Here is a 15,035-nt window from a genome sequence, read left to right on the forward strand (position 1 = left end):
CGTGCTGGCGGCTATCGCTTAGTACTCTTTGCAGGCTTGCGCCCCGCATCCTTGCGTCGCTTCGGCGAGGCGTCATCTGCTGGCAATGCGGGGATCGCCGGATACTGATCGAAGGTCTGCTTGACGAGCTGCCGCAACCAGACGATCGCGGGATCGTGGTGAAAGCGCGGGTGCCAGTACTGGCTCAACGCGAACGGTGGCAAGGCCACCGGCGGTTTCACCACGCGCACCACGCCATAGCGACTGAAGACGTTGGCAAGCTCTTCGGGCACCGTGGCGATCAGGTCCGGCTCCCGGTCCATCAGCAGCGGCACGGTCAGGAAGTGCGGGGTGTGAATATAGACGCGGCGCTTCAGCCCGTGGCTTTCATATGCGGCGTCGTAGGCGGGGCTCGCGCGCCCCGCCAAACTGACCGCAATGTGCGGCATGGTCTCGAACTGCTCGACAGTCAGCGTGTCGCCAACCATCTTGTTGCGACTGCTGACGATGGTCACGAATCCATGCATGAACAGTTGCTGCTGGAACAGCGCCTCGGGCGCCATGCGCACTGAGCCCAGCACCAGATCCGCCTCGCCCGAGGCGAGCAGCGCCTCGATCTGCGGCATCGGTACCTGCAAGGTGCGCAGCGAGCAGCGCGGCGCGATGGCGCGCAGGCGTTGCATCAGCGGCGGCAGGAATACCAGCTCGCCCATGTCCGTCATGCATAGCGTGAACGTGCGCTGCATGGTCGCCGGGTCGAAGCTGGACTGTGGCAGCACGCGCGTCTGCATGGTCGTCATGACGTCGAGGATCGGCCCGGCCAGGCCCTCGGCCTTGGTCGTCGGCGTCATCCCGTGCGCGGTCTTGACGAACAGCGGGTCATCGAAATAGCTGCGCAGCCGGTTCAGCGCATGGCTCATCGCGCTTTGCGTCAGGCCGAGCTGCTTGGCCGCACGCGTCACATTGCGCTCGCGGAGCATGGCGTCGAATACGGCAAGCAGGTTGTAGTCGAATGGAGCGTTATGCACGGCGTACATCCTTACTATGTTCTGCATGCGATTGACGCATAGTGAGCCCCTGCCTAATCTCCTGTCAAGGCGGCCCAGAGAGGCCGCAAATCGATACAGGAGACAGAAGATGTTTGTCAGGAACACCTGGTATGTGGCGGGCTGGGACAAGGAAGTCGGGCCCAGCGACTTGTTCAGCCGGACCATCATCGGCATCCCCGTGCTGATGTACCGCGCGGAAGACGGAACGCTGGTGGCGATGGAAGACCGCTGTTGCCATCGCGGCGCTCCGCTGTCGGTGGGCCGGCGCGAAGGCGACTGCGTGCGCTGCATGTATCACGGGCTCAAGTTCGATCCCACCGGCCAATGCATCGAGGCGCCGGCGCAGCAGCGGATCCCGCCGCAAGCGCGCGTGCGGACCTTCCCCGTGGTCGAGCGCAATCGCTGGATCTGGATCTGGATGGGTGACGCGGAAGCGGCTGATCCGGCGCTGATCCCTGACACCCACTGGCTGGACGACTCGGCGTGGCGCAGCCTCGATGGCTACATCCACTACGACGTCAACTACCTGCTGATCGCCGACAACCTGCTCGACTTCTCGCACCTGCCCTTCGTTCATCCCACCACGCTCGGGGGCAGCGAGGACTACGCGGGCGTGCAGCCGAAGGTCGAGCGTCTCGACGATGGCGTGCGCATTACCCGCTGGACCATCGACACCGAGGCCCCGCCGTTTGCGAAGCAGGTCAAGGACTGGCCGGGCAAGGTCGACCGCTGGAACATCTACAACTTCACGCTGCCGGCAATCCTGCTGATGGACTCCGGCATGGCACCGACCGGGACCGGGGCACCGGAAGGCAGGCGCGTCGACGCCGCGGAATTCCGTGGCTGCCAGGCACTGACGCCGGAAACCGAGAACTCCACACACTACTTCTTTGCCCATCCGCACAACTTCGCGATCGACCAGCCCGAGGTCACCCGGTCCATCCACCAGAGCGTAGTGGCAGCGTTCGACGAGGACCGCGACATCATCACCGCTCAGCAGCGCTCGCTGGCACTCGCGCCTGATTTCAAGATGGTTCCGTTCTCCATTGACGCGGCCCTGTCCCAGTTCCGCTGGGTGGTCGCACGTCGACTGGAAGAAGAAGCCGCCCAGCGCGGGCAGGTGCGGCAACTGAAGGAGGCCTGACGTGATGGAACTGGTTGTCACCGGATTGCGCGCGGAAGCAGAGGGCGTGCTGGGCGTCGAGTTGCGCTGCCCGTCGCGTGCAGCGTTGCCAGGCTTTGATCCCGGCGCACACGTCGACGTGGCGCTTCCCAACGGCCTGACGAGGCAATACTCGATTGCCAGCTCGGCTGCCGATATCGGACGCTATTGCCTTGGCATTGGCCTGGCGCCAGCATCCCGCGGCGGATCGCGCTATGCACATGAGCAACTGCGAGTGGGCGATCGCCTGCAGGTCGGCACGCCGCGATCGTTGTTTCGGCTGGAAACGTCCGCGCCAGCACATCTGTTTATTGCGGGCGGCATCGGCATCACACCGATCCTCAGCATGATCCGCTGGTGCGTTGAGCATGGACGCGAGTGGCGTCTGTTGTATTGTGTGCGCTCGCGCGGCGCCGCCGCTTACCTCGACCGGCTCGCCTCCCATGCTGATCGCTTTGTCGTCCATGCCGATGACGAGCATGGCGGCGAACGGGTCGACCTGGGCGCTGCACTGCGCGAGATGCCTGCCGGCTGGCATGTGTATTGTTGCGGCCCCGGGCCGATGATGGACGCCGTGTCGGATTGTGCCCGGGAGGCCGGAATCGGGTCCGGCGCCGTACACTTCGAGCACTTTGGCGCCGATACCGACCGGAGTGACAAGCCTGACGGCGCGTTCGAAGTCAGCTTGCTGCGGCATGGCGGGCGTTTCACCATCCCTGCCGGTGACAGCATCCTGTCCGTGCTGGAAGCGAATGGCCTGTGCCTGCCGTCAGCGTGTCGCGAAGGCCTGTGCCGGAGTTGCGAAGTTCCGCTGGTTGCCGGCGCCGCGGACCATCGCGACTACGTGCTGGGCGAGGACGAGCGGGCCGCGAACCGATCCATCCTGATCTGTGTTTCGAGGGCGCAAGGCGGGGAGCTGGTGCTTGACCTCTGAGCGCACAGGCATGGACCGCGGTGCCTGCTGCGGTCCACGTCTGGATGTGTCAAAAGACGCTTCCGTCGTTGTCGCGCCGGATCACGCCGCCTTCTTCGCCAGCCCCAGATAGGTCTCGATCACCTTTGGATCGCTCGCCAGCTCATCGGCCGGCCCTTCCATCGACATATCCCCGGTCTCGATCACATAGCCATAGTCCGCCACCTGCAGCGCGGCACGCGCGTTCTGCTCGATCAGCAGCGTCGCCACGCCCGTCGTGCGCAGGTTGCTGATGATGTGGAAGATCTCCTTGACGATCAGCGGCGCCAGCCCCAGGCTGGGTTCATCCAGCATCAGCAGTTGCGGCTTGGCCATCAGCGCGCGGCCCACCGCGAGCATCTGGCGCTCGCCGCCGGACAGCGTGCCCGCCTCCTGTCGCGCGCGCTCGCGCAGGCGCGGGAACAAGTCGTAGACCACATCCATCTGGTCGAGATAGTTCTTCTCGCCCGCGCGCTTGCGGCGGAAGGCGCCAAGCTGCAGGTTGTCCTCCACCGTCATCGACGCGAACAGCTCGCGCTTCTCCGGCACCAGGCACATGCCGCGCGCGACGCGCCCCTCCACCGGGATGCCGGCCATGTCGTGGCCGAGGTAGCTGACCGATCCGCTTGACGAGCCGTTCACCGGCAGCGCGCCCATGATCGCATTGAGCATGGTCGACTTGCCGGCCCCATTGGGGCCGATCACGGTGACGATCTTGCCGGCTTCCACCTTCAGGTTGGCGCCGTGCACCGCCTCCACCTTGCCGTAGCGGACGTGGAGGTCCTTCACTTCGAGAATCAGGCTCATGTCGGGTCCTTACTCCACGCCACCGAGATAGGCTTCCAGTACCGCGGGGTTCTTCTGCACTTCCTCGGGCACGCCCTCGGCAATGCGCGTGCCAAATTCCATCACCACCAGCCGGTCGGTCAGGTTCATCACGAAGTCCATGTCGTGCTCGACCAGCAGCACGCTCATGCCCTCGCCCTTGAGCTTGCGCAGCAGCTCGGCCAGCGCCTGCTTCTCCTTGTAGCGCAGGCCGGCGGCCGGTTCGTCGAGCAGCAACAGCGCCGGGTCGCAGCACAGCGCGCGCGCGATCTCCAGGATGCGTTGCTGGCCCAGCGCCAGGCTGCCGGCTTCCATGTACATGCAGTCGGCCAGGCCTACGCGTTCGAGCTGGCGCTTCGCCTCGAACAGCAGCTTCTCTTCCTCGGCCTTGTTCATGCGCAGGATCGCAGCGGAGACGCCGCCCTGCGCGCGGAAGTCGCCGCGCAGGTGCGCGCCGATGGCGACGTTCTCCAGCACCGTCATGGTCGGCAGCAGGTGCACATGCTGGAAGGTGCGGCCGATGCCGCGCTTGACGATCTCGCGCGACGGCAGGCCCGAGATCACCTCGCCGCGATAGCGCACTTCGCCGCGCGTGACTGGCAGCACGCCCGTCACCAGGTTGAAGGTGGTGGACTTGCCGGCGCCGTTGGGACCGATCAGGCCGATGATCTCGCCGGCCCGTACCTGGAAGCTGACATCGTTCACCGCGACCAGTCCGCCGAACTCCTTGCGCGCGGCACGCACGTCCAGGATCAGCTCGCCGGCCTCAGGCTTCTGCCGCACGGCCAACGCCTCGGCTTGCGCCGGTGCCAACACCGCCGGGCCCGAAGGAAAGAGACGACGCAGGAACGGCCAGATGCCATCGCGCGCGTACTGCAGCAACAACACCAGCAGCACGCCGAAGACGATGATCTCGAAGTTGCCGTTGGCACCGAGCAGCTTGGGCAACACGCCCTGCAGCACGTCCTTCAGGATGGTCAGGATGCCTGCACCCAGCACCGCGCCCCACACGTGGCCCACGCCGCCAACCACCGCCATGAACAGGTACTCGATGCCGTAGTTCAGCCCGAACGGCGTCGGGTTCACCGCGCGCTGCAGGTGCGCGTACAGGAAGCCCGACACGCACGCGAGGATCGCCGCCACGACGAAGATCACCACCTTCATCCACGCCGTGTTCACACCCATGGCCTCGGCCATCACGCCGCCGCCCTTGAGCGCGCGGATGGCACGTCCCGGGCGCGAGTTCAGCAGGTTCTGCATCGCCAGCACGGACACCAGCACCACGGCCCAGATCAGGTAGAACATCGAGCGGCCCGACTGCAGCTCGATGCCAAGGAACGACAGCACCGGGATGCCGTTCAGCCCGTCATACTTGCCGAGGAATTCCAGGTTGCCGAACAGGAAGAACAACGACAGGCCCCACGCGATCGTCGCCAGCGGCAGGTAATGCCCGGACATGCGCATCGTGATCAGCCCGATGACATAGGCCGAGGCCACCGTGATCACCAGCCCCACCAGCAGCCCGAACCACGGCGACAGCCCGAACTGCGTAGTCAGGTACGCGGTGCTGTACGCTCCCAGCCCCACGAATGCGGCCTGTCCAAACGAGGTCATGCCGCCCACGCCGGTCAGCAGCACCAGCCCGATCGCCACGATGCTGTACAGCCCGATGTAGTTGCCCAGCGTGATCCAGAATTCCGGCGTGGGCAGTACCGGCAGCAGCAGGAGCATCGCCAGCAGCAACCAGCAGGCGAGGCGCCGCGCGGCGATCGCGTTTGCACGCGTGCCGGGTACGCCAGCGACACGCTGGTCTTTGTTCGTCGCGATTTCCATGGATTATTCCTCCTCAGCCGGCTTGCTGACCACGGACCGCCACAGCAGCACCGGGATGATCAGCGTGAAGACAATGACCTCCTTGTAGGCGCTGGCCCAGAACGAGGAATAGGATTCGAGCAGCCCAACCAGCAGCGCGCCGGCCGCCGCCAGCGGATAGCTGACCAGCCCGCCGACAATGGCGCCGACAAAGCCTTTCAGGCCGATCAGGAAGCCGGACTCGTAGTACACGGTCGTCAGCGGTGAAATCAGGACCCCGCACAGCGCGCCGATCGCGGCGGCCAGCGTGAACGACAGCCGCCCCGCCTGCGTGGTGCCGATCCCAACCAGCCGGGCACCCAGCCGGTTGACCGCCGTGGCACGCAGTGCCTTGCCGGGAAGGGTCCGTTCGAAATAGAAGTAAAGTGCCGCGATCAGCAGGCCCGCCACGCCCACCACCCACAGGCTCTGGCCGGAGACGTTGATGGAGCCCAGTTCGAAAAACGCTTCGGAGAATGAAACGGTGCGCGAGCCCTCCGCGCCGAACATCACCAGGCCCAGCCCCACCAGCGCAAAGTGGACGCCGACCGAGACGATCAGCAGCACCAGCGTGCTGGCCTCGGCCAGCGGCTGGTAGGCGATTCGGTACAGCATCGGCCCGAGCGGGATAACGATCAGCAGCGTCAGCGCGACCTGCACCGCCATCGGCGCCCGCTGGCCGCCCCAGGCCTGCGCGGCCAGATGCACCGCAGCAGGAAACAGCAGGTACTTCACCGCCAACACGGCGATGCGGCGCGGCGCAGCCCGGCGCAAATCGCGGCTGCGCATCACGGCCACGGCATCGAAGATAAAGGTCAGCACGCCCATGCCGACCAGCAGCAGGCTGGTCTGCGGTGCATGCCCCGCCTGCATCGCGGCCAGCGTGAGCCCGCCATAGGCGACGAACTCGCCCTGCGGCAGGAAGATGACCCGCGTGACGGAAAACACCAGCACCAGGGCCAGCGCGAGTAGGCCGTACACCGCGCCTGAAGTGATGCCGTCCTGCGCCAGCAGGGCGGCGGTTGTGATATCCATGTTGTCTCCTCGTACCTCGGTCAGGCGCCCCGCACGGGCGCGCTGCAATCGAAAGCTGAGTCCTTCGGCGCCGTGCGGGCGCCCTGGACTTCTGGTGGTACTTCTTGCTGCCCGCGTGGCGGGCTATGGGGCAGGCCTGGGGTCGGTCACCGCCGTAATAAAGGCATCGCTGAGGAAGGCCCCGTCCGGCAAGGCGTGCTCGCGCGTGAAGGTTGCCCTGGCGGCGTCCACCATCAGCGGGTTGCCGCAGGCATAGACCTCCATGCCGCTCATGTCCGGGAAGTCATGCGCGACCGCTTCATGCACGAAGCCGCTGCGCCCTTGCCAGTCGGCATCCGGCTCGGACAGCACCGGAACAAAGCGGAGCCGCGCCGCGAGCGCCTCCCACTCCTGCGCCTCGTCGATCGCATACAAGTCCTCGCGTCTGCGGCCGCCCCAGTACAACACGGCGCCGCGTGCCTGCAGCGCCTGGCCGTGGGTCTTCATCAGGGAAGCGATCGGCGCGTAGCCGGTGCCGGACGCCAGCAGGATGACGGGCTTGTCGGTTTCGGAAAGCACGAAGGCACCGAAGGGGCCCTCCACCCGCAGCATGTCGCGGGGCTTCAGCGCCTGGTACACATGCGTCGAAAACCGCCCCTTGGGCAGCGCCCTGACATGCCATTCCATCGTCCCGCCGCCGTCCGGCGCGTTGGCCATGGAGTAGCTGCGGCGTGTGCCGTCGCGCAGCAGCACGTCGCAGTACTGCCCCGCCTTGAAATCGAAACCCGCATTAGGCGGCACCTGCAGCCGCACCACGGTCACGTCATGGCTGACCCGGTCCGCCGACAGCACGCGGGCGCCGGCCTGCACCACGCGACGTCCGGGCACCGCCGACACCTCCGGCGCCTCGATCACCACGTCGCCCTCGGGCCTGGCCATGCACGTCAGGCAGTGCCCTTCCGGCACGCCTTCAGGCTCGAAGCCCTCGGGATAGGAGACGGACCCGCTCCGGACCGGCGCGCAGCAGGCATGGCATTCTCCGCGCCGGCAACTGTGCTTCGGGAAGAAGCCCGCCCCCAGCGCCGTTTCCAGCACGGACTGGCCTGGCGCGCAGTCGAGCGTGACCCCGGCCGGCGCAAAGGTGATACGGTGTTCGGCCTGGGCCTTGACTTCGTCCGGCATGCCGGGACGCTCCAGGGTCTGTTCCTGCGACATAGGATTATCCGGCTGCGTTCTGTTGCGACTTCAGGTCGAGGGCCACGTCCACGATCATGTCTTCCTGGCCGCCGACCATACGGCGCCGGCCGAGCTCGACCAGGATGTCGACGGTCTTCAGACCATAGCGCTCCGCGGCCACTTCCGAATGACGCAGGAAGCTCGAGTACACCCCGGCGTAACCGAGCGCCAGCGTCTCGCGGTCCACGCGCACCGGGCGGTCCTGCAGCGGGCGCACCAGGTCGTCGGCGGCGTCCATCAGCTTGTACAGGTCGGTGCCGTGGTTCCAGCCCATGCGTTCGGCCGCGGCGATAAAGACTTCCAGCGGCGCATTGCCGGCCCCGGCACCCATGCCGGCCAGGCTGGCATCGATGCGGTTGCAGCCCTCTTCCACGGCAACCAGGGAGTTGGCCACACCCAGGCTCAGGTTGTGGTGGGCGTGCATGCCGGTGTGCGTGACGGGATCGAGCACGTCCTTGAACGCCCGGAAGCGGTCGCGCACGCCGTCCATGGTGAGGGCGCCGCCGGAGTCAACGACGTAGATGCAGGTTGCGCCGTAGCTTTCCATCAGCCTGGCCTGCTGCGCCAGCACCTGCGGCGTGGTCATGTGGCTCATCATCAGGAAGCCGACCGTGTCCATGCCGAGCTCGCGGGCGTACTCGATATGCTGGCGCGAGATGTCGGCTTCGGTGCAATGCGTCGCCACGCGCACGATGCGGGCGCCGGCGTCATAGGCGGCGCGCAGGTCGTGGATGGTGCCGATGCCCGGCAGCAGCAGCGTGGCCACCTTGGCGTGGGTGACGGTTTCCGCCACGGCGGCGATCCATTCCAGGTCGGTATGCGCGCCGAAGCCGTAGTTGAACGATGAACCTTGCAGGCCATCGCCGTGCGCCACCTCGATCGAATCGACGCGGGCTTCGTCCAGGGCCTTCGCGATCGCGCGGACCTGCGGAATGCTGTACTGGTGACGGATTGCGTGCGAGCCGTCGCGCAGCGTCACGTCGGAGATATAGAGCTTGGTTGCCATCTTGGTTTCCTGTCTGGACGGTCAAGCCGCGGCGGCGGCGGCAGCGATCTGGCGCTCGGCCAGTTTTTCGGCGGTGGCGAGCGCGGCGGAAGTCATGATGTCGAGGTTCCCCGCATAGGCCGGCAGGTAGTGCGCGGCGCCCTCCACCTCCAGGAACACCGTCGTCTTGAGGCCCGGCAGCTTGCCGACACCGGGGATGTTCAGCGGACGATCGGCGCCGTAGTGCTCGAACTGCACGCGCTGTTTCAGGCGGTAGCCGGGCACGTAGCGGTTGACCGCGGCCACCATCGCCTCGACGGCACGCTCCACGTTGTCGGTATCGGCGGGCTCGGAGAGGGTGTAGACGGTATCGCGCATCAGCAGCGGCGGCTCGGCGGGATTCAGCACGATGATGGCCTTGCCCTTGGTCGCGCCACCGACCACCTCCAGCGCGCGCGAGGTCGTTTCCGTGAATTCGTCGATATTGGCACGAGTGCCCGGGCCGGCCGACTTACTCGAGATCGAGGCCACGATCTCGGCGTAGTGCACCTTGGTCACGGCGGCGATCGCCGCCACCATGGGGATGGTTGCCTGGCCGCCGCAGGTGACCATATTGACGTTGGTCGCGTCCAGATGAGCCTCCAGGTTGACTACCGGCACGCAGTACGGGCCGATCGCGGCCGGCGTCAGGTCGATCATGCGGACGCCAGGCTTGGCCTCGCGCAGCAGCTTTTCGTTCTGCACATGCGCGCCGGCCGAGGTGGCGTCGAACACGATGTCGATATCGGCGAACTCCGGCATCGCCTTCAGCCCCGCGGCGCCGGTGGCGCACGTGGCCACGCCCATGCGCGCGGCGCGCGCCAGGCCATCCGAGGCGGGATCGATGCCGACCATGACTCCCATCTCGATATGCCGCCCATGGCGGAGAATCTTGATCATCAGGTCAGTGCCGATGTTGCCCGAGCCGATGATGGCGGCCTTCAGTTTTCGAGTCATGACTGCTTCCTTGTGTGTTCCTGTCCGGACGGTTCAGATTGGATAGATGACCGACGTGCAGCCGGAGTACAGCCGCTCGACGTCATCGGCGCGCAGCGTCAGCACGGCGCGCTGGTTGATGTAGCCCTTGTCGGTGATCTCGCCCTGCTCGATCGAGGGTGGCGTGGAAAGCAGCACCGCGCGGGCCGGCCGTTGCGAACTGCCGGCGCCCTTGCACAGACCGGCCAGAATCTCGCTGAGCACCTGCCGCACGGCCGGATGCTGTCCCAGGGACTTGCCGCACAGGCGGCCCTCGCCGTCACCGGCCAGCGCACGCAGTGCCGGCGTGGGGAAGAGCAGCAGGCCGACCTCTCCCCGGTCATGGCCGGATACCACCGCATCCTGGGCATAGGGCGCCATCGCCGACACCGCCGCGATACGCAGCGTACCGACCGACACCCACGTGCCAGTGGTGAGCTTGAAGTCCTCGGATACGCGCCCGTCGAAGATGACGCCGGCGTTCGGGTCCGCCGGATCGGCAAGCTTGCCGGCATCTCCCATGCAATAGAACCCCTCTTCGTCGAAGGCCTCGCGTGTCTTAGCTTCGTCGCCGACATAGCCGGGAAAGATCGAGGGGCCCCGGACGCGCAGTTCGTACTTGTCCTGACACGGAGCGAACTTCAGTTCCACGCCAGGCACTGGCACGCCGATATTGCGAGTCTCCGTGGTCCGGAAGTGCGCGCTGGTGACAACCGGCGAGGTCTCGGTCGAGCCCCACTCGGTGGTGAAGAACAGCGGCACTTCACGGACCCTCGCCGCGACCGCGCGCAGGCGCTCCGCGCATTGCTGCGGCAGTGCGGCGGCAGCGAAGAACAGCATGTCCAGGCGTTCGAACAGCGCCCGGGCCAGCGATTCGTCGGCCTCCAGGTACGGCAGCAGCACGTCGTAGCCGCGCGGGACATTGAAGAACAGCGTGGGCCGGACTTCACGGATCCCCTTGAGGGTAGACTCGATCGCTCCCGGTGCCGGACGTCCGTTATCGAGATACAGCGTGCCGCCGTTGCGCAGCACCAGGTTGAAGTTGTGGTTGGCGCCGAAGGTATGGCTCCAGGGCAGCCAGTCGAGCACCACCGGCTGCGCCTTGTCGATAAAGGGCCAGCACTGCGCGATCATTTGCTGGTTGGCGCACAGCATGCGATGGGTGTTCGGCACCAGCTTGGGCACGCCGGTCGAACCGGATGTCAGCAGGATGCGGGCGACGGTATCCCCGCTGACCGCCGCGAAGGCTGCTTCGACGGCCGCGCCCGGCGTGGCGTCGAGCAGCCTGGCGAACGGCAGTGCATCGCCTTCCGCGCCGTGGGTGAAGACCACCGGACACCCCGGCTGCCACGCCGAGATTGCCGCGCAGTACTGGGTCCCATTCTCCGCATAGAGCAGGCCCGGCTGCAGCCGGTCCAGGATGGCGTGCAGCTTTCCGTGATCCTTGGCCACCACGGTATAGGCCGACGACACCACCGCGATGCGACGGCCGACGTGCATGGCACCCAGCGACAGCAATGCCAGGTTGACGCTGTTGTCCGACAGCGCCACCACCGGCGCATCCGCGGCGACACCGAGGTCCAGGATGGCCTGGCCGATACGGCGCACCGCGGCCAGGGCATCGCTGTAGCTGACGCGGCGCCAGCCTTCGCCCTGCCGCTCCGCCAGGAAGGTGCGGCTGCCGTCCTCCTGCGCCCAGTACTGCAGCCAGTCGCCGATGCAGCGCACGTAGGGCTGCAGCGGCTGGGTGGAGCGCATTACGAAGCTGCCGTCCTTGCGCCGGTCGATCGCGATATCGGGGGCGGCCAGCGCAACCGGAGTGGCTTCAGCCGGGCAGTCGCCCAGCAGGCGGGAAGCTACGGCATTCATTGGACGATCCTCCAGCCGCCATCCTGGACCCGGACCAGCACGCGGCTGGCGTTGTCATAGACGGTGTGCTCGGTCTTGCTGACGCTGATGACGCCATGCGTGGCCGGCAGGTTGGTCGTGCCTTCGATGGCGTCGCGCAGTGCCTGGCGGAACGCCGGCGTACCGGGCTGCGCGGTCTTGCCAGCCGTGGCGGCGGCCTTGTCCAGCAGCAAGTAGGCGTCATAGGCATAGCCGGCGAACAGGTCGCGCGAGCCGGCGCCGTACTTCGCCTCATAGCGGGTGACGAAGTCGGCGGCCACGGCCTTGCTCGGGTGCGACGCCGGCAACTGCTCGGCAACCAGCAGGGCACCGGCGGGCAGCACCACGCCATTGGCTGCCTTGCCGCCCACGCGCAGGAAGTCGTTATTGGCCACGCCGTGCGTCTGGTAGATGGCGCCCTTGAAGCCGCGCTCGCGCAGCGCCGTCATCGGCAGCGCTGCCGGCGTGCCGCTGCCGACGACCAGCACCGCGTCGGGCCGCGACGCCGCCACCTTGACCGACTGCCCGGCCACGGACTGGTCGGTGCGGGCAAAGCGCTCGGTCGCCACCAGCTTGATGCCGGCGGCCTCGATGCGCGGCTGGATGTCCTTCAGCCAGGCCTCGCCGTAGGAGTCGTTGTAGCCGATGAAGGCAAGCGAACCCACCTTCCGCTTGGCCATGTCGTCTAGCAGCGCGGCGGACATGACGCCCACCGGTTGCGGCAGCGAGAATGACCATGCGATCCAGCCCGGCTTGGGTACGAACGGGCTCAGCGCGATCGCGGGGGTCTTGCCCTCGGCGGCCACGGTGGCCACCGCGATGGAGGTCGGCACCGTGGAGGAGCCGATGATCGCGTCGACCTTGTCTTCCTCGATCAGCCGCCGCGCATTCTTCGATGCTGCCGCCGGATCGGTGCCGTCATCGAGCATTACATAGCGCACGGGCTTGCCGCCCAGCGTCTTCGGCAGCATGCCGAGCGCCTGCTTCTCGGGGATGCCCAGCGACGCGGCGGGGCCGGTCGCGGACAGCGTCACGCCGATGGTGATCTCGGCTGTCTGCGCCTGTGCCGCGCCGGAAAAATGGGTGAGCGCTGCCGAGGTGGCAAGCACGATGGCTGCCGCCTTGAAGATTGCCTGTTTCATGTTGTCTCCTACGTCCCGCTCTGCAAGGCGGGAACGGTGATCGCGATGGTCTGTTTACTCGGTCTGGCAGTCCACCCGTCCGAGCCCCTCCACTTCCAGCTGCAAACCCTCCCCTGCCCGGATCGGGAACATTGGCCCCAGCGCCCCGGAAAGCACTACGTCGCCAGCGCGCAGCGGCGCACCCACCTTCAGCATCGTCCTGGCCAGCCACCAGGCCGCATTCAGCGGGTGGCCCAGGCAGGCAGCGCCGCTGCCCTCCGAGCTCAGCTCGCCATTGCGCAGGAAGCGCATGCTGCATTCCGGCAGGGTCACGTCGCTCAGGCGCTTCGGATCCGCGCCCAGCACGTAGAGGCCGCAAGAGGCGTTGTCCGCGACGGTATCGACCAGCGTGATGCGCCAGTCCTGGATCGCGCTGTCGACGATCTCGATGGCAGGCAGGGCATATTCGATCGCGCTCAGGAAGCGGCCCCAGGTCAGGTCGCCTTCCAGATCCTTGCCCATGACGAAGGCCACCTCCCCTTCCGCCTTGGGCTGGATCAGCGTGGAGACGGGCACGGCCATGCCGCTGACGTACTCCATGTCGGCGAAGAGCACGCCGAAATCGGGCTGGTCGACGCCGAGCTGCTTCTGCACGGCCACCGAGGTCAGGCCGATCTTCTTGCCGCTGATGACGCGGCCCGCCGCCAGGGCACGCTGCGTGTTGATGTCGGCAACGGCATAGGCATCGTCAAGACCGGTGATGCCATACGACTCGGAAATGCGTGGGATCGGTGCGCGGTCTTGCCGGGCCTGGTGCAGCGCGTCGGCTGCCTGCTGGGTATGAGGGGCTGTCATCCTGTGTCTACCTTGTCGTTTGATTCCAGGGACGCCGCGCGTGCTCGCGTCTGTCCGTCCCGTTGCTGCACTTCAGGAAAAGTCAGGCCGGCGCCCGGCTCAGCGGATAGCGGTGCATCAGCGCCGCCGTGGCCGCCTGCTCGGCGCGCAGGCAGGCGACGTAGTCCGTCTCGAGCTCCGCCACCACCTCGGCCACGGTAGCCACCGAGCGCACCGCACCGACGCCATGCCCGGCGGACCAGACGTCCTTCCAGGCCTTGGGCGCGGCCACGATATCGCCGGAGAAATCGATCTTGCCTTCCGCCTTGATCTGATCCGGCGTAAAGCCAGCTGCCGCGAGCGTCGGCTTCAGCCAGTTGGCCGGCACGCCCGAGACCGCGCTGGACAGCGCAAGGTCCTCCATGCGGCTTGCCACGAGCAGGTCGCGGTATGGCTGCGGCACCATGCTTTCCGGCGTGGCGATCAGCCGCGTCCCGACCACCACGAAGTCGGCGCCGAGCAACTGTGCGGCACGGATATGCGCGCCGCTGGAGATGGCACCGGCCAGCCCGATCGGGCCGTCCCAGAACTCGCGCACCTCGGCGAGGAACGAGAACGGGTGGTATTGGCCGGTATGGCCGCCGGCACCGCTGGTCACCAGCACCAGGCCATCCACGCCGGCATCGATGGCCTTGCGCGCCAGCGCCGGCGAGATGACGTCGGCCATTACCAGGCCACCGTAGGCATGCACGCGGTCCAGCACCCGGCGCGGACTGCCGAGCGCGGTGGTGACGATGCCGGGGCGATAGCGCTCGACCAGCACCATCTCGGCCTCGAAGCGGTCGTAGCTGCTGTGCACGATCATGTTGAGCGCCCACGGAACCGTCGGGCAATCCTGTGCATGGTCGGCAATCCGTGCCAGCGCCTGGTCGAGCGCCTCGGTATTGCGCGCATTGGGGGCAGCAAAGGTGCCGACGATGCCGGCGCTCAGGCTGGCGCAGACCAGCTCCGGGCCGGAGACCAGGAACATCGGTGCTGCCATCACCGGCAGGCGGGCGCCGGCGAAGGTGGCGCGCAGCGAGGCGTGCGCGGAAGCGGAATGGGAGATGGGGGCGTTCATCGTTGT

At 66.9% G+C, this 15,035-nt stretch carries 13 protein-coding genes; 2 read left to right on the forward strand and 11 right to left on the reverse strand.

Annotation, left to right across the window (positions count from 1 at the left end):
- Positions 1-11 precede the first annotated feature (11 nt).
- Positions 12-1,016 (reverse strand): LysR family transcriptional regulator, encoded by a 1,005-nt coding sequence (locus tag AC10V3_RS29105; RefSeq protein WP_022538832.1) that lies wholly within the window; start codon positions 1,014-1,016, stop codon positions 12-14.
- A 100-nt stretch (positions 1,017-1,116) separates the two neighbouring features.
- On the opposite strand from AC10V3_RS29105, the gene AC10V3_RS29110 reads away from it, so the two are divergent.
- Positions 1,117-2,172 carry an aromatic ring-hydroxylating dioxygenase subunit alpha gene (locus AC10V3_RS29110; RefSeq protein ID WP_454753207.1) on the forward strand — a complete coding sequence of 352 codons (1,056 nt, stop codon included), beginning with the start codon at positions 1,117-1,119 and terminating at the stop codon, positions 2,170-2,172.
- Positions 2,173-2,218: 46 nt separating this feature from the next.
- On the forward strand, positions 2,219-3,124 hold the full coding sequence (locus AC10V3_RS29115; protein WP_490923833.1) for a PDR/VanB family oxidoreductase: 906 nt from the start codon (positions 2,219-2,221) through the stop codon (positions 3,122-3,124).
- Between the two features lie 81 nt (positions 3,125-3,205).
- Here the strand turns inward: AC10V3_RS29115 and AC10V3_RS29120 are convergent, their stop codons facing one another.
- The 10 genes from AC10V3_RS29120 to AC10V3_RS29165 all read right to left on the reverse strand — a co-directional run bounded on the left by AC10V3_RS29120 (position 3,206) and on the right by AC10V3_RS29165 (position 15,029).
- Positions 3,206-3,949: an ABC transporter ATP-binding protein gene (locus AC10V3_RS29120; protein ID WP_022538835.1), complete on the reverse strand. Its 744-nt coding sequence runs from the start codon at positions 3,947-3,949 to the stop codon at positions 3,206-3,208.
- A gap of 9 nt (positions 3,950-3,958) precedes the next feature.
- Complete coding sequence (locus AC10V3_RS29125; RefSeq protein ID WP_374063729.1) at positions 3,959-5,698, reverse strand: branched-chain amino acid ABC transporter ATP-binding protein/permease; 1,740 nt, start codon at positions 5,696-5,698, stop codon at positions 3,959-3,961.
- Between the two features lie 105 nt (positions 5,699-5,803).
- Positions 5,804-6,853, reverse strand: a complete 1,050-nt coding sequence (locus AC10V3_RS29130; protein WP_490923834.1) for a branched-chain amino acid ABC transporter permease — start codon at positions 6,851-6,853, stop codon at positions 5,804-5,806.
- 123 nt (positions 6,854-6,976) lie between these two features.
- Positions 6,977-8,047, reverse strand: a complete 1,071-nt coding sequence (locus AC10V3_RS29135) for an FAD-binding oxidoreductase (RefSeq protein WP_022538838.1) — start codon at positions 8,045-8,047, stop codon at positions 6,977-6,979.
- Between the two features lie 4 nt (positions 8,048-8,051).
- Positions 8,052-9,074 (reverse strand): 4-hydroxy-2-oxovalerate aldolase, encoded by a 1,023-nt coding sequence (gene dmpG / locus AC10V3_RS29140; RefSeq protein ID WP_022538839.1) that lies wholly within the window; start codon positions 9,072-9,074, stop codon positions 8,052-8,054.
- Positions 9,075-9,095: 21 nt separating this feature from the next.
- Positions 9,096-10,049, reverse strand: a complete 954-nt coding sequence (locus tag AC10V3_RS29145; RefSeq protein ID WP_022538840.1) for an acetaldehyde dehydrogenase (acetylating) — start codon at positions 10,047-10,049, stop codon at positions 9,096-9,098.
- Positions 10,050-10,082: 33 nt separating this feature from the next.
- Complete coding sequence (locus tag AC10V3_RS29150) at positions 10,083-11,936, reverse strand: feruloyl-CoA synthase (RefSeq protein ID WP_022538841.1); 1,854 nt, start codon at positions 11,934-11,936, stop codon at positions 10,083-10,085.
- Positions 11,933-13,096 carry an ABC transporter substrate-binding protein gene (locus AC10V3_RS29155; RefSeq protein ID WP_022538842.1) on the reverse strand — a complete coding sequence of 388 codons (1,164 nt, stop codon included), beginning with the start codon at positions 13,094-13,096 and terminating at the stop codon, positions 11,933-11,935. Before AC10V3_RS29155 ends, AC10V3_RS29150 begins: the two co-directional genes overlap by 4 nt.
- A 54-nt stretch (positions 13,097-13,150) precedes the next feature.
- Positions 13,151-13,930: a 2-keto-4-pentenoate hydratase gene (locus AC10V3_RS29160; protein WP_022538843.1), complete on the reverse strand. Its 780-nt coding sequence runs from the start codon at positions 13,928-13,930 to the stop codon at positions 13,151-13,153.
- 82 nt (positions 13,931-14,012) lie between these two features.
- The gene (locus AC10V3_RS29165) at positions 14,013-15,029 is read right to left on the reverse strand and encodes an NAD(P)H-dependent flavin oxidoreductase (RefSeq protein WP_022538844.1); all 1,017 of its coding nucleotides are present in this window, start codon (positions 15,027-15,029) and stop codon (positions 14,013-14,015) included.
- Positions 15,030-15,035: the final 6 nt, after the last annotated feature.

It is taken from the genome of Cupriavidus sp. PB-02, from assembly GCF_058252315.1.

What these genes read in the sequence shown, in the direction of transcription:
- AC10V3_RS29105 (WP_022538832.1), bottom strand. Translation starts at nt 1,016, where the DNA reads ATGTACGCCGTGCATAACGCTCCATTCGACTACAACCTGCTTGCCGTA.
- AC10V3_RS29110 (WP_454753207.1), top strand. Translation starts at nt 1,117, where the DNA reads ATGTTTGTCAGGAACACCTGGTATGTGGCGGGCTGGGACAAGGAAGTC.
- AC10V3_RS29120 (WP_022538835.1), bottom strand. Translation starts at nt 3,949, where the DNA reads ATGAGCCTGATTCTCGAAGTGAAGGACCTCCACGTCCGCTACGGCAAG.
- AC10V3_RS29125 (WP_374063729.1), bottom strand. Translation starts at nt 5,698, where the DNA reads ATGCTCCTGCTGCTGCCGGTACTGCCCACGCCGGAATTCTGGATCACG.
- AC10V3_RS29130 (WP_490923834.1), bottom strand. Translation starts at nt 6,853, where the DNA reads ATGGATATCACAACCGCCGCCCTGCTGGCGCAGGACGGCATCACTTCA.
- AC10V3_RS29135 (WP_022538838.1), bottom strand. Translation starts at nt 8,047, where the DNA reads ATGTCGCAGGAACAGACCCTGGAGCGTCCCGGCATGCCGGACGAAGTC.
- dmpG (WP_022538839.1), bottom strand. Translation starts at nt 9,074, where the DNA reads ATGGCAACCAAGCTCTATATCTCCGACGTGACGCTGCGCGACGGCTCG.
- AC10V3_RS29145 (WP_022538840.1), bottom strand. Translation starts at nt 10,049, where the DNA reads ATGACTCGAAAACTGAAGGCCGCCATCATCGGCTCGGGCAACATCGGC.
- AC10V3_RS29150 (WP_022538841.1), bottom strand. Translation starts at nt 11,936, where the DNA reads ATGAATGCCGTAGCTTCCCGCCTGCTGGGCGACTGCCCGGCTGAAGCC.
- AC10V3_RS29155 (WP_022538842.1), bottom strand. Translation starts at nt 13,096, where the DNA reads ATGAAACAGGCAATCTTCAAGGCGGCAGCCATCGTGCTTGCCACCTCG.
- AC10V3_RS29160 (WP_022538843.1), bottom strand. Translation starts at nt 13,930, where the DNA reads ATGACAGCCCCTCATACCCAGCAGGCAGCCGACGCGCTGCACCAGGCC.
- AC10V3_RS29165 (WP_022538844.1), bottom strand. Translation starts at nt 15,029, where the DNA reads ATGAACGCCCCCATCTCCCATTCCGCTTCCGCGCACGCCTCGCTGCGC.